Origin of the sequence: Collinsella sp. TM06-3 (assembly GCF_003436395.1) — a bacterium.
Lineage (GTDB): Bacteria > Actinomycetota > Coriobacteriia > Coriobacteriales > Coriobacteriaceae > Collinsella.
Genome location: NZ_QSPG01000006.1, coordinates 43119 through 63830, shown reverse-complemented (window position 1 = coordinate 63830; position 20712 = coordinate 43119). Strand labels below are relative to the sequence as shown.

General features: G+C 57.0%; 18 protein-coding genes. 6 read left to right on the top strand and 12 right to left on the bottom strand.

The features are described 5' to 3' along the window. Positions 1–202 precede the first annotated feature (202 nt). Complete coding sequence (locus tag DXD56_RS03995; protein WP_233524926.1) at positions 203–466, bottom strand: helix-turn-helix domain-containing protein; 264 nt, start codon at positions 464–466, stop codon at positions 203–205. Between the two features lie 101 nt (positions 467–567). Between DXD56_RS03995 and DXD56_RS09955 the strand changes: the two genes are divergently transcribed. Continuing rightward, complete coding sequence (locus DXD56_RS09955) at positions 568–1581, top strand: hypothetical protein (RefSeq protein WP_147325176.1); 1014 nt, start codon at positions 568–570, stop codon at positions 1579–1581. Positions 1582–1819: 238 nt separating this feature from the next. On the opposite strand, the gene DXD56_RS03985 is transcribed toward DXD56_RS09955, so the two are convergent. The 10 genes from DXD56_RS03985 to DXD56_RS03940 form a co-directional block, all read right to left on the bottom strand. Continuing rightward, positions 1820–2461 carry a helix-turn-helix transcriptional regulator gene (locus tag DXD56_RS03985; RefSeq protein WP_117640284.1) on the bottom strand — a complete coding sequence of 214 codons (642 nt, stop codon included), beginning with the start codon at positions 2459–2461 and terminating at the stop codon, positions 1820–1822. 279 nt (positions 2462–2740) lie between these two features. Continuing rightward, positions 2741–3331 (bottom strand): ribosome biogenesis GTP-binding protein YihA/YsxC, encoded by a 591-nt coding sequence (yihA, locus tag DXD56_RS03980; RefSeq protein ID WP_055252447.1) that lies wholly within the window; start codon positions 3329–3331, stop codon positions 2741–2743. A gap of 38 nt (positions 3332–3369) precedes the next feature. Further along, complete coding sequence (mtnN, locus tag DXD56_RS03975; protein ID WP_099432169.1) at positions 3370–4110, bottom strand: 5'-methylthioadenosine/S-adenosylhomocysteine nucleosidase; 741 nt, start codon at positions 4108–4110, stop codon at positions 3370–3372. A 78-nt stretch (positions 4111–4188) separates the two neighbouring features. Then, the gene (locus DXD56_RS03970) at positions 4189–4377 is read right to left on the bottom strand and encodes a hypothetical protein (RefSeq protein ID WP_117640187.1); all 189 of its coding nucleotides are present in this window, start codon (positions 4375–4377) and stop codon (positions 4189–4191) included. Positions 4378–4408: 31 nt separating this feature from the next. Further along, on the bottom strand, positions 4409–5227 hold the full coding sequence (pflA, locus tag DXD56_RS03965; RefSeq protein ID WP_117640185.1) for a pyruvate formate-lyase-activating protein: 819 nt from the start codon (positions 5225–5227) through the stop codon (positions 4409–4411). A gap of 187 nt (positions 5228–5414) precedes the next feature. Further along, positions 5415–6269 carry a DegV family protein gene (locus DXD56_RS03960; protein ID WP_117640183.1) on the bottom strand — a complete coding sequence of 285 codons (855 nt, stop codon included), beginning with the start codon at positions 6267–6269 and terminating at the stop codon, positions 5415–5417. Positions 6270–6707: 438 nt separating this feature from the next. Next, entirely contained in the window at positions 6708–6959 is a 252-nt protein-coding gene (gene grcA3, locus DXD56_RS03955; protein ID WP_055252439.1) for an autonomous glycyl radical cofactor GrcA3, read from the bottom strand. Between the two features lie 85 nt (positions 6960–7044). Continuing rightward, on the bottom strand, positions 7045–9096 hold the full coding sequence (pflB, locus tag DXD56_RS03950) for a formate C-acetyltransferase (protein WP_117637024.1): 2052 nt from the start codon (positions 9094–9096) through the stop codon (positions 7045–7047). Between the two features lie 469 nt (positions 9097–9565). Continuing rightward, the gene (locus tag DXD56_RS03945) at positions 9566–10579 is read right to left on the bottom strand and encodes a 2-keto-3-deoxygluconate permease (RefSeq protein ID WP_233524925.1); all 1014 of its coding nucleotides are present in this window, start codon (positions 10577–10579) and stop codon (positions 9566–9568) included. A gap of 108 nt (positions 10580–10687) precedes the next feature. Next, positions 10688–11437, bottom strand: a complete 750-nt coding sequence (locus DXD56_RS03940; protein WP_117640179.1) for an SDR family NAD(P)-dependent oxidoreductase — start codon at positions 11435–11437, stop codon at positions 10688–10690. A gap of 290 nt (positions 11438–11727) precedes the next feature. Here DXD56_RS03940 and DXD56_RS03935 point away from each other — a divergent pair, with 290 nt between their 5' ends. The 5 genes from DXD56_RS03935 (at position 11728) to DXD56_RS03915 (ending at position 19041) form a co-directional block, all read left to right on the top strand. Continuing rightward, positions 11728–12177 carry a MarR family winged helix-turn-helix transcriptional regulator gene (locus DXD56_RS03935; RefSeq protein WP_117640177.1) on the top strand — a complete coding sequence of 150 codons (450 nt, stop codon included), beginning with the start codon at positions 11728–11730 and terminating at the stop codon, positions 12175–12177. Continuing rightward, entirely contained in the window at positions 12174–14540 is a 2367-nt protein-coding gene (locus DXD56_RS03930; protein WP_117640175.1) for an ABC transporter ATP-binding protein, read from the top strand. Before DXD56_RS03935 ends, DXD56_RS03930 begins: the two co-directional genes overlap by 4 nt. Next, on the top strand, positions 14540–16396 hold the full coding sequence (locus DXD56_RS03925) for an ABC transporter ATP-binding protein (protein WP_117640173.1): 1857 nt from the start codon (positions 14540–14542) through the stop codon (positions 16394–16396). Before DXD56_RS03930 ends, DXD56_RS03925 begins: the two co-directional genes overlap by 1 nt. A gap of 579 nt (positions 16397–16975) precedes the next feature. Further along, a complete protein-coding gene (locus DXD56_RS03920; protein WP_089572362.1) occupies positions 16976–18007 on the top strand; it encodes a 3-deoxy-7-phosphoheptulonate synthase in 1032 nt (343 codons plus the stop codon). A 383-nt stretch (positions 18008–18390) separates the two neighbouring features. Continuing rightward, complete coding sequence (locus DXD56_RS03915) at positions 18391–19041, top strand: GNAT family N-acetyltransferase (protein ID WP_117640171.1); 651 nt, start codon at positions 18391–18393, stop codon at positions 19039–19041. A 374-nt stretch (positions 19042–19415) separates the two neighbouring features. On the opposite strand, the gene DXD56_RS03910 is transcribed toward DXD56_RS03915, so the two are convergent. Continuing rightward, complete coding sequence (locus DXD56_RS03910) at positions 19416–20585, bottom strand: ATP-binding protein (protein ID WP_199410969.1); 1170 nt, start codon at positions 20583–20585, stop codon at positions 19416–19418. Positions 20586–20712 lie beyond the last annotated feature (127 nt).

The following is a 20712-nucleotide window of genomic DNA, read 5'->3' as shown; positions in this document are numbered from 1 at the left end:
TAAGCGGGCCTCGTGCTGCGGAATGTTTTTAAGGGGATGCCCCTGGGTGCCCTACGACAACGTTGCTTGCGATGTCTACAGGAACCCACGCTTTGAAGGGGCGCCGGGCTGATATTTATACTCTTGCTGTTGGAGGTTAACCCATGACATCTTTGTTAGCCCCCTAGCACTGATTTAATTACCGACCGATGCGCGGCGCAATCTATTTATCTCCGCCACTCAAATCCTCCTCAAGTCTTTGCACAAGAACTCCGACGGTAATTCCAAGCGCTTCCGCATAGGCGAACTGCTCATAAACCCTAAGACTGCGCTCTCCGGTCTCGACTTTCGAGATGAAGGACTGAGGTACCCTCAGTTTCCTTGCGAGTTCAACCTGAGTGATACCTTGCTCCCGACGAATTTGGGAGAGGCATTTTCCGCATGTCCTATTAGCATCAACGTTCATGCCGCTTACGCTATATTCCATTTTGATATATCCCAAACTGGGATATAGTTGTGTCACCAGCTGTTTCACTTACCGCAATTGTTTGCATCGCATATTTAAGCGAGAGGGGAGACTCGATAAACATGGATAACGAGATGAAAGAACCCAACGATGAGCAAATGCGCAGCGCATCTGACGAACAGAAGCCGAATAATGAAGGGAAGCAGTTTGCTGATGGCGCTGACGACACTCCTTCTCCTGAAGATCGACCATCAAATGAAGATGGCGTCGTTTGCGAAAAAGAAGAGAACGACTCACTTATAACGAAAGCCATTCATAAAGTCGGTGGTAAAAAACGCGCGGCCATCGCAGCTGCTGCAGTAGTTGCTGTCGTCTTCTGTTTGCCTATGCTGTTTCCCCAATTGTTTTGCACGCACAAGCTATGGACCAATGCAACCTGTACAAGCCCTCGAACATGTAATAGTTGCGGCAAAACCGAGGGGAAACCGCTCGGGCACGAATGGGAAGAAGCAACATGCACGGCTCCGAAAACCTGTCAACGTTGTGGCAAAACCGAAGGGAAGCCCCTTGGGCATCAGCCAGGTTCGTGGACTACCGAAATCGACTACGTAGACGCCACCTCGAAGGAAATACGAGAATGCGGGAGATGCGGAGAGGTCGTTGACACCCGTAACGAAAAAGAAATCACGTCTTTTCTTGGCGACGGAATGTTTTCTATTTCCCCTAAAGACTTTATTGAGCGACTTAACGAAGAATTCTCCGATCTGCCTAATTGCAGCAGCATGAAAGCGGATTATAAACTAGACGACACCGGCACACGACTCGAGCTCCAGATTAAAAACGGCTCAAAGCTTGCAGGCGTGGGAGGTTTCTTTTCGGACTCGTGCAACCAAATCCTATTTAGCTATCTTGGATCCGAAAACTGCTTTAAGAATATAGTCATGTATTTCGAAAGTTCAGACTATGCCGCGGCAACGGCATTAGCAACCATACAAGCGATTGATCCAACACTTTCGTTTTCAGATGCCAAGCAAGTCGGCGCTGCTTGCGTAGATGAACCAATCGTCAAAAATGGAATTACGTACGCAATCGCAGCCTCGAATGGAGAGTACTGGTTGAGCGCCCGAATCGAATAATTGGCCTTGATCATCAAATACGGGTGCTTCCCGTCGCAAGCTATTAAAGCTTAACTCCCGTTAGCGTCATCGATTAAGAAATGCCCCGCCGAGCACTCTTGCTTATCGGGGCATTTTTATACATAAGCGAACTTGTGAATACCTACAAGACCCACATGCCCTATCAACCATCTAGCTTCGCTGTATGAAATGCGCTTTGACAGGCTTTCATCTGCGCAATCGTTGTTCAATACCCGCTTTACACGGCGCTGGTTTCTTTGTATTCGAAGACTGGTTCTAGGAGGTCTTCGATGTTGCAGTGGAGGGCTTTTGCTATGGTTCTTACGCTTGTTACCGAAGCTTCATTGATGTTTCTCTGGCGCTGTTCGTACATTTGGATTGAGCGGAGTGACACACCCGATTCGTATGCCAGATCTTGTTGGGTTTTCTTGAGCCTCTTTCTTGCTAACGCAAGTTTGGTTTGCCTGGACGCTTTTTTCGCCATATCGCAGACGAGGCGAGCCACGCGTTCCTCCGAGGCTTCGTGCCAGGGGTAGTACAGACTGCGTAGCACATCGAATGGAACGACATGCAGCAAATCTTCGAAAGACTCTCCTAGGCGCCACTGAAGGTATGCCAATATCCAGCCTGTCCAATATTCCGGTGTCTTTTCGAATCGGTAGGTTCGATTTGGCATCGGCCTTGATTGATAGCCGGACCTTTCGGCAATGAGCGCGAACAGCTCAACGCCCGATTTTCCCGACACTACCCATGCGTTGCCGCGTTCGAACTCGCGGGCTACGCCGCTCAGACAAAAGAGTTCAGCAACTTCCGATCCTTCTGCCCCATAATCGTTAACGGCATAGTCAAAGCAGTCAAAGCAGTCGCCGAGGTTGTTCATTGCATCCTCAAGGTAGTAGACGGGGTATGTCCTACTCGGCCCACAATCCGTTAACTCTTGGATCATTTAAATCAACCCTCCCTGCCATCAAATCCCTAATGTCGACACCTTCGGAATCGAATCCATTCACAGTGTCCAAGTACTTGCGCCGCGCGTTCTGCTCTCACTCGAAACGCCTGGGATAATACTCGGAACCAATTGACATCACCCCAGTGATAGTTTACCAATAACTATCACTGGGGTGATATAGATGAGAGCTTTTGAGGGGCTGCAGCCCGATTAGAGGCAGGCCTCGGCGATGCGGCGCTTGAGTTCATCGATACCGGTGCCAGTCTGGGAGCTTGTGATGATTACGTTTTCGGCCGGGACGTTGAGCTGCTTTTTGATGGCTGCTGCCTGGCGGGCCTGCTGGGTGCGGCTGAGCTTGTCGGCTTTGGTGAGGCAGACGATAAAGTTGAACTCGTTGCCCTGCAGGTAGTCGATCATGTCATGATCGAGCTTGCTGGGGTCGTGACGAATGTCAACCAGCGATACGACCAGGTTAAAGCTGCGCTCGGAGTCAAAGAAGTCGCCAATAAGCTCGGCCCAGCGGTCGCGCTCGGCCTTGGAGCGACGAGCGAAACCGTAACCCGGCAGGTCCACGAAATGCACGTCGTCGGCCTCAAAGAAGTTGATGTTGCTCGTCTTGCCCGGCGTACTGGAAACCTTGACCAGGTTCTTGCGGCCAAAGAGCTTGTTCATAATCGACGACTTGCCCACGTTGGAGCGGCCGACAAAGCTCACCTCGGGGCAGGTGGACTCGGGAATCTGCGAAACCTTGCCGTAGCTGGCGACGAACTTGGCAAGCTGGTAGTTAATGGAATCGGCCATGGACACTCCTTGGTCGTAGGTTCTTACAAAAGAGCGCGCTATTGCGCGGCGGCAATGCGGCGGACGATATCGAGCGTGATGTTACTTGCGACACGCGCGTACTCGAACAGATCGAACTCTCGGTCGCAAATTGCATCGTACGCCTCGTCACAATTATCGCTGATAGCGCGCAACACCAGGCAATCGACACCATTTTTGGTTGCGACATGGGCAATCGCCGCGCCCTCCATGCCGACACAATCGGCATGCGTCGCTTCGATAGCGTCGTTGCGCATGGCGGCGCCCGTCACAAAGCGGTTACCCGTGGCAATCGTGCCGACCAGGAACTGTTTGGTGCCCTCGTTCGAAGCAACTGCATTTGTCGAAGCGTCAACAAACCCACGCTCAGCAAGCACGTCGACGGCAATATCGACCAGCGCGGGCGTCGAGCCAAACTCCTCGAGCCCCGGTGCGGACTCGGCGATAAGCGCGGTATCGGTATCCAGATAGCGTAGGCGTTTGCCAATGACCACGTCGTCGATATGGAGCTTGGGGTTCAAACCGCCCGCAATGCCCGAAAACACAACAGCCTGCGGAGCATACTTGCTAATGAGGTGCTGTGTTGCAGCAGCGGCGTTCACCGTGCCCATGCCCGCCGTTGTGGCGACAACTGTCAGACCGTCGAGCTCACCGCTCACAACGGTCAAGCCTGCCTCCCGCGCCTCGCAAACGTCGCTCAGCTCTTCCTTAATCTGCATGATCTCTTTTTCGAGCGCACCGATAATCGCGATGGTAGCCATACCATTCCCCAAACCTATACGAAATTCTCAACCACGGTATGGTACCAGCATTTTGTTTGACCTCGCCAAACGAACACGCTAAGCCAGTGCAGCTCGCGTATCAAACAGCGCCTTTGCAATCGCGGCCGTAACCTCGCTCGAGCGGTCGCTCCACGGCATCGATGTCATGACGCTCATGGCATAGCTATGGCCGTCGACTTCGATCAGTCCGGCATCGCATGTCGAATAGTAACCATCCTCGCTAATCCAGCCCGCCTTGTTGCGCATCTTAAAGGGTAGTCAATTTGGGACGGGCTTGTTAGCCGATGGCCGACCTGAGCTCCGCACGGCGCTTTTTCATGCCGGCCATGACGGCGTTGCGCAGCTCGGGCATGCGCGCGGTATCCATCTGAGGCACGCCCTCAAGCTTATAGGGAATGCCCAGTTGCTCGTACTTGACGACACCCATCGTGTGATACGGCAGCATCTCCAAACCCACCACGTTGTGCCATGGAGCGATCAGGCGACCGAGCTTCTCGCATTCCTCCACCGTATCGGTGATACCCGGCACTACCACGTGGCGAATAACAACCTTAATCTTGCGACGCGCAAGCTCATCGCCAAACGCCAGGATGCGCGCAGGATCGCAACCGGTTAGCTTTTTATGCTCAGCCGGATCGGCGTGTTTAATGTCGAGCAGCACCATATCAGTCTCGTTGAGCACAGCATCGAACTTCTCGGGGTGGTTGGGGTCAAACGCATATCCGCAGCTGTCAAGGCAGGTATGCACGCGGCCATCGGGGTTGTTGTGCATGGCACGGAACAGGTCGGCCAAAAACTCGGGCTGCAGAAGCGGCTCGCCGCCCGAAACCGTAATTCCGCCGCTGCGGTAAAACTCATGGTTACTCTGGAACTCGTCCATCAGGTGCTCGACGGTCACCATGGTGCCGCCGTTAACCGACCAGGTATCGGGGTTGTGGCAATACGCACAGCGCATGGGGCAGCCCTGAACAAACACCACAAAGCGGATGCCGGGTCCGTCGACCGTTCCCATCGTTTCAATCGAATGTACGCGGCCCAGGGTAAACGCAGAGTCCTCGGGACGAGCATCCACACCCTCAAGCGTCATCTCAGCCATTCCCGCTACCTTGCCTTTCATTGGTTTTAGCTACATAAATGCCAGAGTCATTCTAGCCCATACGCATGATGGCGAAACGGTTTGGCGGCCAATTGGGTTGTCCTATTTGGCCCCACGCAAGAGCGGCGGGAGGGTTGTCGCAACCCGCCCGCCGCTGTGGCGATAGATATCAATAGACGCCAGGCCTTTACGCCTTAAGCGTGAGCACCGCACCGAAGGCGGTCGGGCCGCAGTGGCTCGAGATGACGCCACCAACCTGAGTCCAGGCAATGTCCTTAAAGCCCAGGTCGCGCGCATAGACTTCCATGTCGTCGCGCAACTCCTCGGAAAGACCCACCGAATACGCCAGGCCAATATGCGAGTAGTCGATCTCGCCCTTCGCTACCATGTGGTCAAGAAAGGCACGGGCGCACTTGAGCATAGAACCGCGGAACTTCTTGGTCGCCACGAACTTGCCGCCCGTCACCTCGATGCAGGGCTTAATCTTGAGCAGATGGGCGCCTAGGAACGCGACGTTGGACAAGCGACCGCCGGCCTTAAGGAAGGCGAGATCGGTTGGGACAAAGCCCAACAGCACGCGGTCCATCACCGAATTGGTGAAGGCGAAAATTTCGTCAACGGTGGCATCGGGATGAGCCTCGATGTATTTGGCAGTCTCGACGACAACGAGTGACTGGCCCACCGAGACAAAGCGCGTGTCCATGGAGAACACGTAGTCGCGCCCCTGGGCCGCAATCTTCGAGGACTGATGCGAGCAGGTCGTGGCCTCGGAATACGCAAGATGCAGAATGGTCGCATCGGGCTGCTCGGCATGGATACGGTCATATACGTGCGCAAAATCTGCCGGCGTACAGCCACTGGTCTTGGGCATTACGCCAAACTCGTTGCAGCGCGAGTAAATCTCGAGCGGATCGATGGAGCCGTCCTCAACGGTCTCGTCACCAATCGTGACATGCATGGGTACACGCACGATGCCATAGCGTTCGCAGAGCTCTGGCGTCACATCCGAACCAGATTCAACCACGATTACGTACTTGCCCATTATCATCACGACCTATCTTGACGTTGGCTTTTCAATACATGGCACGCGCCGCCGCACTGTTGCACAACGGCGTCCAAGCGCCAAAGAGACGCCGCCCCTTGCACACAACAAAGGACAGCGTCTCCCTGGAAAACTCCGTGCTTAACTGAGATTCTACACGGTTTATTGCTAAGTGTTACTTACTCCGCAAACGGTAGCTATACGCGATAAACGGTAGCAAGCAAGAATCCAGAACGCTCAACCCATCAGGAGAGTTCCGCCTAAAAGGTGACTACACAGGACCCCCGCCGGGCCGCTTTGGGTTACTCTCCAAAACATTCCGCAGGACGCAAAGAGGCTCCGCAGCGCGAAGCGCGCAGCGGAGCCTCTTTGCATGTCCGAGGACGTTTTGGAGAGTAACCCAAAGCGGCCCGGCGATCCTGCGGGAGTTAAACCCCTTTAGAACTTGTTGTGGAAGGTACGCGAAATGACTTCGTCCTGCTGCTCCTTGGTGAGCGTGTGGAAGTTCACGGCATAGCCGGAAACGCGGATGGTCAGCTGCGGGTACTTCTCGGGGTGAGCCTGAGCGTCAAGCAGCGTCTCACGGTTGAAGACGTTGATGTTCAGGTGGTGGCCACCCTTCTCGGCGTAAGCGTCGAGCATGTGGACCAGGTTATCGGCCTGAGTCTCGGAAACTTCAGAAACCTTCATAATGTGTCTCCTTCGATCGATAGGCGCCGGCCGAAACCGGCGCGCTAATCAGTAATCGTTATTGTTAGTATAGCACTAACAATAGTTACTCGCCCAGCTGATCAAGGTCGATATCGCCAAAGAACACCTGGTCCTCCTTGCCGAGCGCACCCGGGATGATGGAGAAGGTGTTGGAGATGCCGTCCTGAGCATCGCGGAACGGGAGCTTGGAAACCGAAGACAGCGAAGCGATGGCGCCGTGGCTATCGCGCTTGTGCATGGGGTTAGCACCCGGGGCGAACGGCTGGCCAGCCTTGCGGCCGTCGGGCGTGGAGCCGGTCTTCTTACCGTACACGACGTTGGAGGTAATGGTCAGAACCGAGGTCGTGGGCACGGAGTTGCGGTAGGTGTCGTTCATGCGGATGTACTCCATGAACTGGTGCACAACGTCGTGAGCGATCTGGTCGACGCGGTCGTCGTCGTTACCGTACTTGGGGAACTCGCCCTCGGTCTCGAAGTCGACGATGATGCCGTTCTCGTCACGGACGGGGTGGACCTTGGCGTACTTGATGGCGGACAGGGAGTCAGCCACGACGGAAAGGCCAGCGATGCCCGTAGCGAACCAACGATGCACGTGCTTGTCGTGCAGAGCCATCTGGATGCGCTCGTAGCAATACTTGTCGTGCATGTAGTGAATGATGTTCAGCGAGTTGACGTACACGCCAGCGAGCCACTTCATCATGTCGTTGTACTTGGCCACAACGTCGTCGTAATCGAGCGTATCGCCCTCGACGGCGCGGTACTTGGGGCCGACCTGCTTCTTGGAGACCTCGTCAACACCGCCGTTGAGCGCGTAGAGCAGGCACTTGGCCAGGTTGGCACGGGCGCCGAAGAACTGCATCTCCTTACCAATGCGCATGGAGGACACGCAGCAGGCGATGCCGTAGTCGTCGCCGTGGTAAACGCGCATGAGGTCGTCGTTCTCGTACTGAATCGAGGAGCTGGCGACAGAAGTCTTGGCGCAGAACTTCTTGAAGTTCTCGGGCAGACGGGTCGACCACAGAACGGTCATGTTGGGCTCGGGGCTGGTGCCCATGTTCTCGAGCGTGTGCAGGTAGCGGTAGCTCATCTTGGTAACGAGCGTACGGCCGTCAACACCCATGCCGCCGATGGACTCGGTGACCCACTGCGGATCGCCGGTAAACAGGGCCTGGTACTCGGGGGTACGGGCAAACTTGACCATACGGAGCTTCATGATGAAGTGATCCACGAACTCCTGGATCTGCTCCTCGGTGAAGGTACCGTTGGCAAGGTCGCGCTCAGCGTAGATGTCGATGAACGTGGAGGTACGGCCGATGGACATAGCGGCGCCGTTCTGCTCCTTGACGGAAGCGAGGTAGGCGAAGTACATCCACTGGATGGCCTCCTGCGTGTTGGTAGCAGGGTTGGAAATGTCGAAACCATAGGTCTCGGCCATCATCTTGAGCTCGCCGAGGGCGCGGATCTGCTCCTGCAGCTCCTCACGATCGCGGATGTTGTCGGCGGTCATGACCGTCGGGGTGGAAGCCTTCTGGGCCTCCTTGTCCTTGATCAGGTAGTCGACACCGTACAGGGCGACACGACGGTAGTCGCCGATGATGCGGCCGCGGCCATAGCCATCGGGCAGACCGGTGATGATGTGGGCCGAACGGCAGGCGCGCATCTCCGGGGTGTAGACATCGAAGACGCCGGCGTTGTGGGTCTTGCGCTCGAAGGTGTAGCGCTCGACAACGTTCTCGTCGACCTTGTAGCCGTGCTGGCTGGCAGCCTGGCAAGCGATGCGGATACCACCGTTGACGTGCAGCGCGCGCTTGAGCGGCTTGTCGGTCTGGAGGCCGACGATGGTCTCCTTCTCGCGGTGGGCGTTATCGATGTAGCCAGCGGGGTGGCTCACGATACCCGTGACGGTCTTGGTGTCCATATCGAGGACGCCGCCCTGCTCGCGCTCCTTGAGCAGCAGGTCGAGAACCTCGCCCCACAGCTCCTTGGTACGCTCGGTCGGGCCGGCGAGGAACGACTCGTCGCCCTCGTAGGGGGTGTAGTTCTTCTGGATGAAGTCTCGGACGTCAACCTCTCCCGTCCAGATGCCTTCCTTGAAGCCTTCCCATGCCTCCTGCATTGTGTAACCACGCTCCTAGTTACGTGTAATGCGGCGCTCTCTCACACCGCTGCTTATTGAATTCTTGAATTATCGGCTTGCACTACCGGCTTCTTCCGCTCTTCGCCACACGTTGGTACAGGGAAAAACGTTTGTCCACCTTGGAGCTGCAACCCAAAACCCAAGATTTCACCCGTTTGAGAAGGATAACATAGCCACCCCCTTCATCATGGCTGTTATATGTTTCTTTTTTTATACCATTAGGGCGTTTTTAACAAATCCGCAGGAAATGCGAGCGCGAGCAACTACCGTTCACCGATTTGTTTGGTATTTTTCCTTGCCTTTGTACGACGTTCACTCTAGCTGTTATGCCAGCTTTATCAGGGTAAAGTGTCCCAGAGACTCTACAGAAACTGCAGGGCGGCCACGGGATTTTCCCGTGGCCGCCCTGTGGCGTGGCTAGTTATTTAGCTTTGATTGCCGCTTGGCATTAGGCGGCTGCGGCGGCCTTGTCGGTCGTTGCCTTGCTGTGGCCCTGGCCCTCAAAATGCTTGTGGCACCAGCTGGTGACCAGCGGGGTCAAAATGGCCGTCACGATAGCGCAGGCAGCAACCTGCGCCGTAGCCGTCGCGAGCACCGCACCGCCGTACATGGCCTTGTTGACGCTTGCCATGGCAGCAGGCGTGGCCACATTGGCTCCGGCGCAGCTCGAAATGGCCGCACCTGCGACACCCGTACCACCCGTGAGCTTATCGACCGCGATGACGGGAATTGCAAAGACTACCGAGCAAATCACGCCGAGCAGAATACCGGGAAGACCGCCATTAATGAGCTGGCCAAAGGTCATGGTCGAACCCATGGCAAAGAAGACGAGCACGATGATGGCGGAAAGTGCCGGTGCCATCATCTTCTTAAAGCTGGGGAACAGGTTGCCCAGGATAATGCCGACGACGATCGGCAGGATGGCACCCACGAGCGACCAGCCGATCGGAGCCTGACCGGCGGCGCCAAGGACAATCATCGTGACCGGAGGGCCGACAACCAGCGTGGTAATGGCGACGGCGCCACGCTCGGCCTCGTTGCCCATGGTGCCCATCAGTCCAGCGTACATAGCGTTGTTGGCACCCGTGCAAGCGGCCAGCATCACCATGGCCGAGATACCAAACAGGTTGTCGTTGAACACATAAAGGATGAGCAGCGACACGGCAACGACAACGATCTGCTTGACGGCGATGATGATGGCACCGCGGGCAGCGGCGGCAGGAGCGCTCTTAAACGAAATCGTCGTACCGACGATGAGCAAAAAAGCGCCAACAAGCGGGCCTGCGCCCTGCTGGGTCATGCCAAGCGTAAAGCTGCCGAGTGTTTTAAACAGGTCGGGGAACAGCGTGTTGAGCAGGCAGCCCAACAGAAGCGGCACCAAAATATTGGCACCCGGGATGGAGGACATCTTAAAGAACGGCTCCTTTGCCGCCGGCGCCTCCACCGCAGTCGATTCACTCATATATATCTCCTTTGGATGCATGCGAATCGTAGCCGCATGCGCCTATGTCAGAAAGAAGGCGGCAACCCCGAGTCGCCAGGGTCGCCGCCAAACGATCACCGCGGGGTATTACCCGTCCAGGACGATGCCGCCGTCGCAGTCACCGATCTCGCCGTTCACGAAGCTGGCGAGGTCGGAAGCGAAGAACAGCACCATCTGCGCAGGCTCGCTGGCCTGGGCGGCGCGGCCCAGAGGGATACCGTTGATGATGCGCTGAGAGTTCTCGTCAGAGAGAATCGAGGTCATATTGGTAAGGGTGAGCGACGGGCACACGGCGTTGCAGCGGACGCCAAACTTGCCGCCTTCCTTGGCGACTGCCTTGGTTAGACCGTTAACACCGGCCTTGGAGCTCGCGTAAGCCGCGGTGCCGAGCAGGCCGCCGCCGATCTTGCCAGCAACAGAGCTCACGTTGACGATAGCGCCGGCATGGGCCGCCTTAAAGTGCGGGTACACGGCATTCATCATAGTGAAGGTACCGTTGAGGTTGATGTCGATGGTGCGACGCCACTCGGTGTCATCGATCTCGTCGAATTTCTTGGTGCTGATGACGCCAGCGCAGTTGATCAGGATGTTGGTTTGAGGCAGGTCAGTAAAAATCTGCTCGACGGTCTCGCGCGCCTTGGGCGCATCGGCAACATCGAGCTGGTAGAACTTGTTGCCCTCGCCAAGTTCGGCCACCGCGGCCTCGCCCTTGGCAGCGTTCCTTGCGATGAGCGCGACGTGTCCGCCGCCCGCGACGATGCCCTTGGCGATCTCGAGGCCAATGCCCTGAGTGCCGCCCGTGACAATCGCGGTCTTGCCCGTGAAGTCAAATGCCATGACTCCATCCCCCTTTATGTAAGGTGTCTCCTTGCGGGAAGTTGGAGCATCGCACGTGGCGATTACATGAGTCCCAGTCGTCATGGTGGTGACAACCCCTCGCCTAACCGTGTGCATGATAATTCTTTGAAACGCTTCAGCGATTGAATGATTTTAAGTCTTTATGCGCTCTTTATATTGCCTAGCGGCCAAGTAGATTTTTGGGACATGCCTAGAAATCTACCGAATAGGATGGTTGAGCGGGGGTATCATCTTTCACCGAAAATAGTTTCTAGTGTTAGGGGTTTTCGGTGGAAGATACCGATTTCCATGAGCTTGGGCGTCAGCTCTTAACTGAGTTTGGCAGCATGCATCAGCGTATTTCGCGCTTTGCGGACAAAGCTCTCGGCGGCGAGATGGCTGTCATGCGCGCCCTCATGCTCGCTGGCGGCTCGCTCACTCCGAGCGAACTCGCTGATCGTGCCTGGGTCTCGAACGCCCGCATCGCCAATATCCTACGCGCTCTCGAAGCCAAGGGCTGGGTTGAGCGTGAGCACTCAAAGACCGACCGTCGTCGCGTACACGTCACGGTAACCGACAAGGGATTCCATGATCTCGAAATCAAGCGTCGGGAATTCGAGGACCGCACCGCGGCCTTCCTCGAGCAGTTCGGCGAAACAGATACCCAAGAGATGGTGCGCCTTCTAAGACGTGCCAACGAAATTATCGACCGCAATCAAGAAAGGAGAGATGCCAAGTGAGGATTCTCAAGCTCTTTAAAAAGCATATCCTGGCACTGTTCACAGCTATCGTACTTATCGTAATCAGCTGCAACGCCGATCTGGCACTGCCTACCTACATGAGCGACATCGTCGACGTGGGCGTGCAGCAAGGCGGTATCGCCTCACCCGTACCCGGCACCATTCGTGCCGAATCGCTCGACGACCTCGAACTCTTTATGAGCACCAAGGACGCCAAAGCTGTGGAGGCCGTGTTTGGCAAAGCGGATAATAACGGCATTCGAACGTACAAGGGCACCGAGGAGGAGCGCGCCGACGGCGGCAAGATTGCCGACATCATGAGCCTGCCTGAGACCGTCGTGCTCGCCTTCAACCAGGGCATCGACGCCAACTCCATGGGCGACATGATGGGCTCATCCAGCGAGAAAGACAACAACGCTGCCCAGGCCATGCCCACCCCCGAGCAGATGGCGGCAATGACGCCCGAGCAGCTCGCCGAGATGCAGCAGAAGGCCGCAGCGGCGCAGAACATGCAAAAGCAGATTGATGCCGACGGCGGCAAGATCACCATGAAGAGCCTGCGTCTAGGCGTTGAAGGCGGCATAATCGACCAGGGCAAGCTCGTCGAGGGTGCCAACGATATGGCGGACAAAATGGGCTCCATGTCGGGCTCCATCGTCACTCAACGCGCCGTAAGCTATGTGCAGGACGAGTACAAGGCGCAGGGCATCGACCCCGCCGACGTGCAGAACGCCTATCTGGGCCGCATGGCGACCACAATGTTTGGTCTGTGCCTGATCTCGCTGGTCGCCACCATCCTGACCGGCGCCGTGGCCTCGCGCACCGCCTGCTCCATCGCCCGCGACCTGCGCCGCGAGACCTTCAACAAGGTTATGCACTTCTCGCCGGCCGAGGTGGGCAAGTTTAGCCAAGCCTCGCTCATCACCCGCTGCACCAACGACATTCAGCAGATTCAGATGGCCGCAACCCTGTTTATCCGCATGTGCCTACTGGCGCCCGTCATGGGCATCGTCGCCGTCATGCGCGTCCTGGCCAACCACACCGGCCTGGAGTGGACCATCGCCGTGGCCATCATCGCCGTCTCGGCCGTTGTCGGCGTGCTTATGGGCCTCACCATGCCCAAGTTCAAGAAGATGCAGAGCTTTGTGGACCGTGTGAACCTTACCGCCCGCGAGCTGCTCGACGGTCTTATGCCCATCCGCTCGTTCAACCGCGAGGAGCATGAGCTCGAGCGTTTTGACAAGGCTTCGCTCGACCTGATGACCACGCAGCTCTACACCAACCGCGCCATGAGCTTTATGATGCCGCTCATGATGCTCGTCATGAACTGCATCACCGTGCTTATCGTCTGGTTTGGTGCGCAGGGCGTCTCGGACGGCGTGATGCAGGTCGGCAACATGATGGCGTTTATCTCCTACACCATGCAGATCGTCATGGCGTTTATGATCCTCACCATGGTTTCGGTCATCCTGCCCCGTGCCGAGGTCGCAGCCGAGCGCGTGGAAGAGGTCATTACCTGCCCCACGAGCATCAACGACCCCGCCTCGCCCAAACTGCCCGCGGCCAGCGCGCCGCGCGGTGCGCTCACCTTCCGCGACGTGAGCTTCCAGTATCCCGATGCCCGCGCCGACGTCATCAGCGGCGTGAACTTCACCACGCATGCCGGTCAGATGCTCGGCATCATAGGTTCCACGGGCTCGGGCAAGTCCACGCTTGTGCAGTTAATTCCGCGCTTATACGACGTCACGGGCGGCAGCATTTCGCTCGACGGCATCGACGTGCGCGACATGACCCTTTCCGAGCTGCGCCGCCGCATTGGTTACATCCCGCAGCAGGGTCGCCTGTTCTCGGGCACTGTCGAGAGCAACCTCAAGTTTGCCGGCGACATGGTGAGCGACGAGGACATGCACGAGGCAGCGCGAATCGCACAGGCTGAGGACTTTATCGCCGAGCGCGAGGGCGGCTACGACTCCCCCATCAGCCAGGGCGGCTCCAATGTTTCGGGCGGCCAGCGTCAGCGCCTGGCCATCGCCCGCGCGTTGGCCAAAAAGCCCGAAGTCGTGGTGTTCGATGACTCGTTTAGCGCCCTCGACTACAAAACAGACGCGCGCCTGCGCGAGGAGCTTGCCAAAAACGTTACCCACGCCGCGCTCGTGGTCGTGGCCCAGCGCATCGCGACCATCATGCACGCCGACCAGATCATCGTGCTCGACGACGGCCACGTGGTGGGCACCGGTACGCACGAGGAGCTGCTGCACAGCTGCCCAGCGTACCTGGAGATCGCACAGTCGCAGCTTTCCGCCGAGGAGCTGGGGCTCACCCAAGAAGAAATTGAAGCCGTCATGGAAGGAGGCGAGCGCTAATGGCAGACAAGACCAAGACTCAGATTCCCAAGCCCACCCGCCAGCGTGGTCCTATGGGCCGTATGGGTGGCATGGGCCGCGGCGAAAAGGCCAAGGACTTTAAGGGCACCATGAGGCAGCTACTCGGCTATATCGGTCAGCACAAGATTGCCGTGTTTGCCGCCGTCGCCTTTGCCGTGTGCTCGGTCATCTTTAACATTGTGGGACCCAAGGTGCTCGGCCAGGTTACGACCAAACTGTTCGAGGGCCTGGTTGCCAAGGTCAACGGCACCGGCGATGTTGACTTTGACTGGATCGCCAAGACGCTCGGCTTTTTGCTCTGCCTGTACCTGGCAAGCTCTGTCTGTAGCCTGATCCAGGGCTGGCTCATGACCGGCGTCACGCAAAAGATCTGCTACCGCATGCGCAAGGAGATCGCCGCCAAGATCGCCGTCGTGCCGATGAGCTACTTCAACGGCCACAGCAAGGGCGACGTGCTCAGCCGCATCACTAACGACGTCGATACGCTGGGTCAGTCACTCAACCAGAGCGTGACGCAGCTCATCACGTCGGTGACGCAGATTATCGGCGTGCTCGTCATGATGCTTTCGATCAGTCTGCCGCTCACCGGCGTCACCGTGCTCACACTGCCGGCCGCCGCGATTATCCTGACCGTAATGATTCACTTCTCGCAGCCGTACTTCCGCGAGCAGCAGCAGGTTTTGGGCACCGTCAACGGCATTATCGAGGAGGACTTTGCCGGCCAGAACGTCATTCAGGTGTTCGACCGCGCCGAGGCCTCAATCGAGGAGTTCGACCGTCAAAACGACCGTCTCTTTATTAGTGGCTGGCGCTCGCAGTTCCTATCGGGCCTGATGATGCCGCTTATGAGCTTGGTGGGCAACATGGGCTACGTGGGCGTTGTCGTGGTGGGCGCACAGCTCGCGCTGACCGGCAATGCCACGCCCGGCGACATCCAGAGCTTTATCCAGTACGTGCGCAACTTTACGCAACCCGTGCAGCAGCTGGGCAACGTGAGCAACACGATGCAGTCGATGGCCGCTGCCACCGAGCGCGTCTTTGAGTTCCTCGCCGCGCCCGAGGAGGAGCAGAAGGCCGACGCCCAGATTCCCGAGAAGCGCCCCGGCCACGTTGAGTTCGACCACGTCAAGTTTGGCTACACGCCCGACAAGACCATCATCCACGACTTTAGCTGCGAGGCGCAGCCCGGTCAGACCATCGCCATCGTCGGCCCCACCGGCGCTGGCAAGACCACGCTCATTAAGCTGCTGCAGCGCTTCTACGACGTGGACGGCGGCTCGCTGCGTGTCGAGGGCGTCGACGTGCGCGACTGGGATCGCGCGGCGCTGCGCGGCGAGTTTGCCATGGTGCTGCAGGATACCTGGCTGTTTAACGGCACCATCCGCGAGAACATCCGCTACGGACGTCCCGATGCGACTGACGCCGAGGTCGAGGCCGCTGCACGCGCCGCACGCTGCGACCACTTTATCCATACGCTCGCCGGCGGCTACGACTTTATGATCAATGAGGAGGGCACCAACCTCTCACAGGGCCAGCGCCAACTCGTGACCATCGCCCGCGCCATTTTGGCCGACCGTCCGGCGCTGATTTTGGACGAGGCGACTTCCAACGTCGATACCCGTACCGAGGAGCTTATTCAGCGCGCCATGGATGCGCTAATGCAGGGCCGCACGAGCTTTGTCATCGCGCATCGCCTGTCCACGATCCGCAACGCCGACGTAATCTTGGTGATTCGCGACGGCGACATCGTCGAGAAGGGCACGCACGACGAGCTGCTCGCCCAAGGCGGCTTCTACGCCGACCTGTACAATTCGCAGTTCGACGAAGCGGCGTAACAACCGGCGGCAAACAACCGCAATACCCAAAGAATGGGGGCGCAGGACAACCAGCGCCCCCATTTTTCGTTCTGCGGCCCTTGGACCGCATCCCCTGGAGCCGAATTGACGGTCCTTTCCAGCCCCTGTGGGCAAAAAATGGCAAATATGAGTACTGTTACCTTTTTAGTAACAGCCAAAACAGCCCCATATGCTGCCCGCACGGCTTGCAAGCGCCCCTAAATTACTCAAATAGTTCTATAGCGGGCTTATATGTGTTAAGGTTAATGAACATATTTTCTGTTATGTCTATTATCTTATGCCGGCAATATGACACTACGATAGCAACAGTACTCATATTTGCCATTTTTTGCCCACAGGGTGTTTCCCGGGGAACCGACAACAGCCATAGGGCCCCGCGTAGCGCCACTCCCTCCCGGCATCCGCCGGCGTTTCCCCAGATAAAACCTACCAAAATAAACCTGTCCCTATTTGGTAGGTTTCGGGGCGGCGAGGGGTTGCACTTTAGCGTGCGACAGCGGATAATGCCGAGCATTCGACAATGTTCTCGATGCCATCAATTGATTGAGGAGGCCCCGTATGGCCATGGAATTCAAACGCAGGTTGCCGATCCCCATGGAGATCCGCGAGGAAATGCCGCTCTCCGCCGAGCTTACCGCCAAGAAGCAGGCATTCGATGCCGAAGTCGCCAAGGTCTTTACCGGCGAGGACGCACGTAAGGTGCTCATCATCGGCCCGTGCTCTGCCGACCGCGAGGATTCGGTCCTCGAGTACATGAACCGCCTGGCCAAGACCGCCGAGGAGGTCAAGGATAAGCTCATCATCATTCCGCGTGTCTACACCAACAAGCCGCGCACCAAGGGCACTGGCTACAAGGGCCTACTGCACAATCCCGACCCCGAGGCACCCGATGACCTGCTCGAGGGCGTCAAGGCCATTCGCCACATGCACCTGCGCGTCATCGAGGAGACCGGCTTTTTCACTGCCGACGAGATGCTCTACCCGTCCAACTACCAGTACCTCGTCGACCTGCTGAGCTATGTCGCCGTGGGCGCGCGCTCGGTCGAGAACCAGGAACACCGTCTGGTGTCGAGTGGCATTTCGGTGCCTGTGGGCATGAAGAATCCCACTGCCGGCTCTACCACCGTTATGCTCAACTCCATTTACGCTGCGCAGGCGCACCAGAGCTTCATCTTCCGCAACTGGGAGGTCGAGTGCGACGGCAATCCGCTCGCGCACGCCGTCATGCGCGGCTACATTGGCCTCGACGGCCGCACCTACCCCAACTACCACTACGAGCACCTCGAGCGCCTGGCCGAGCGCTATACCGAGCACGCCGGCTATGCCAATCCGGCAGCGGTCATCGACTGCAACCACGACAACTCGGGCAAGCGTCCGCTGGAGCAGTATCGCATTTGCAAGGAGGTGCTCGACAGCTGCCGCCGCAACGAAGCTATCTCCAGGCTGGTCAAGGGCTTTATGATCGAGTCCTACCTTGAGGACGGCAACCAGCCGGTCGACGGCGGCGTCTTTGGCAAGTCGATCACCGATCCGTGCCTGGGCTGGGAAAAGACCGACTACCTCATTCACGAGATCGCGGAGCGGGTTTAGTTACGCGGGTTTACCAACCCGCGTAACGGCTCGACGCTGCAAACCCGCCAGAGCGGCAATCTGCCTTTCAACTGCGGCGGCATGACCAAAAGGTCAATGCCGCCTTGTTTCAAGGCACCTTGCTCGCTCTGGCGGGTTTTCGCTGTCGTTGCCAAAACAACGGCATCACCTTGGCTGCACACTCATTGGGGGCGCTCATTGGGGACGTACTTAAATGAGTAGTCGTTGGGGACGCTCTTGTTTGACTAGTCGTTTAAGAACGTCCCCAATGACTATCTCTCCGCCCCCGTGGAATCGGGGGTCGTCTACCGAATGGTTGATGCGGCGGCCCTGCGGCCATGCCACACTCATAGATGGCCTGACCCAACTTGGAAGGAGCCTCCATGAGCCTTGACAACGTAACCCTGCGCGCCGCCACGCTCGACGACCTGGATGGTATCGCCGCCATCTACAACCGGCTGTGGTGCAACACGCTACGCAACCGCGGCGACGTCGAAGTTGCCGATTTCTGCGCGCGCTTCAACATTGCCATGCAGCTGCAGCGCTCCCCTATCGCGCTCGTTGCCGAAGCTGAAGGCCGCATCATCGCCGCCTGCTGCATCGGCACCTTCGAAGACGGCAAACCTCGCAAAAACCCGACGTGGAAGCCTTGCTACGACGAGCTATTCGCCCAGGCAACCGAGATGGCAAAGACCGCCGATGCCAAACTCGAGGGCTCGCTCTTTGGCGACAGTCGCGAAAAGGCCACGGCCGATCGCTTTGCCGCCACGGGCAACGAGTATGCCCAGGGCCAGCTCAACCTGATCATCATTGTGCCCGAGTGGCAGGGCAAGGGACTCGGCCGCGAGCTCATCGACCTTGCGCGCGCCGAACTCGCCAAAGCCGGGTGCACCAAGTTCTTCCTGATGAGCGACTGCAACTCTGACTGGCAGTTCTACGAGCGCCTCAACATGAAACGCATCCTGGAGGATCACAGCCAAGACACCGGCGACGGCTTTATCGTCTACATGTACGGAGGCAACACGCAGGATTAGCCTGTGTGCCGCCTCACGGGCTTTCTCCAAGACAGCCCAAAGCAATCAGCCACGCCAAAAGGGACATGCCAAAAAGAGACAGGTTTATTTTGGCAGGTTTTATCTGGGCGAACGCCAACCGCCGCGAGGAAGTTGCCTTCCCTCACGGCGGTCTTCTAGCAGCCAAAACCAAGTGAGTAGACTTTTTGCAGGAGGCCGAGCACACCCCGAATCGCCACAGCGCTGACCTGCGGTTTTATTGAGCGTTTGGCGCGGTGTGCTCGACAAGTCCAAAAAAGTCTACTCACTTGCATCTGAGGCGCACCGGATCGGCAAAAAACCGCCGCGAAAGGGGTCCGATCCTCTTCGCGGCAGTTGTTAATACGCCGAACTTGTTATCGCAAAAGCCAATCACGCGCCGAGACCACGCTACAGTCTTTCGACTCATACGTTGAATCCACGCGGGCCACAACATAGCGCGCATCTTTTGCAATGTCGATCTCATCGCATACAGCCTGTAAATGGCGGGCGTACTTATCGTGATACGTTCTGGATGATTTTATTTCGATAGCCTTGGGACTCCCTGAGTTTGTGCAGTCGAGCAAATCGATTTCTCGCTTGCCGTCGTCCCTATAGAAATACAACTCGGGATTCTCGCCCACGTTGAGATGGCTCTTCGCCGTTTCGGAAACGATGAGGTTTTCGAAAACTGCCCCCAGATAAGGGCTCTCCAAAAGTTGCTCCAGTGATCCAATTTTGAGCAAGTAGCAGAGCAGCCCCGTGTCGTAAAAATAAAGCTTGGGCGTTTTAGTCAAACGTTTCCTGGCATTTGCATAATAGGGCTGCAGTGAAAACGTCAGGTAGCTCTGCTCCAGAATAGACAACCAGCTTTTAATGGTCGATACGTTCACACCCGTATCTCGAGAAAGCGAAGATATATTAATGAGAGCACCGGCGCTCTGGGCAATTATGGACAGAAACTTATGAAACTCCGCTTTATTGCGCACGTCAAGCAAGCCCACAACATCGCGCTCAACATAGGTATCAATATAGCTGGGGAAATAAACCGAGGACGGCATTCCGGCGGAACGCAGGCGAGGGTATCCCCCTTCGAGCGCAAACAAATCCACTTCCAACTGCCCCTGCTGGCCCCTCTCCGCTTCTCGAAACGAAAATGGCAGCAATTTTAAGATCCCGACTCGCCCGGCAAGAGACTGGCCGATGCTTTTCATCATCAAAAAGTTTTGCGATCCCGTAAGGATGTATTGACCGGCGTCTCCCCGCTCATCCGAAACAACCTGGATCATCGAGAACAAATCCGGGGCGTATTGCGCCTCATCGATGATGAGTCCGCCCTTTCGGTTGCGGATAAAACTCACCGGATCCTCCAAGGCCGCGCGCCTCGTTTGGGGGTCCTCAAGCGTGACATAGGAATAGTCGGGAAAGGCATGCCTAACCAGCGTAGACTTACCGCTCTGCCTAGGCCCCGTCAACGACACAACAGGAAACCAACCCGCCATGCGAATGAGCAACTCATGCAAATCCCTGTTAATGTACTCGGCCATATCAACGCCCCTTATAACGCTGTTACCATAATCGTATAGTATCATTTGCCATAATCTTGCAGTAGCGTTTTCCATAATCTTGTAGTAGTGTTTTCCACAATCTTATAGTAGCCCAGTTCAAAAACGT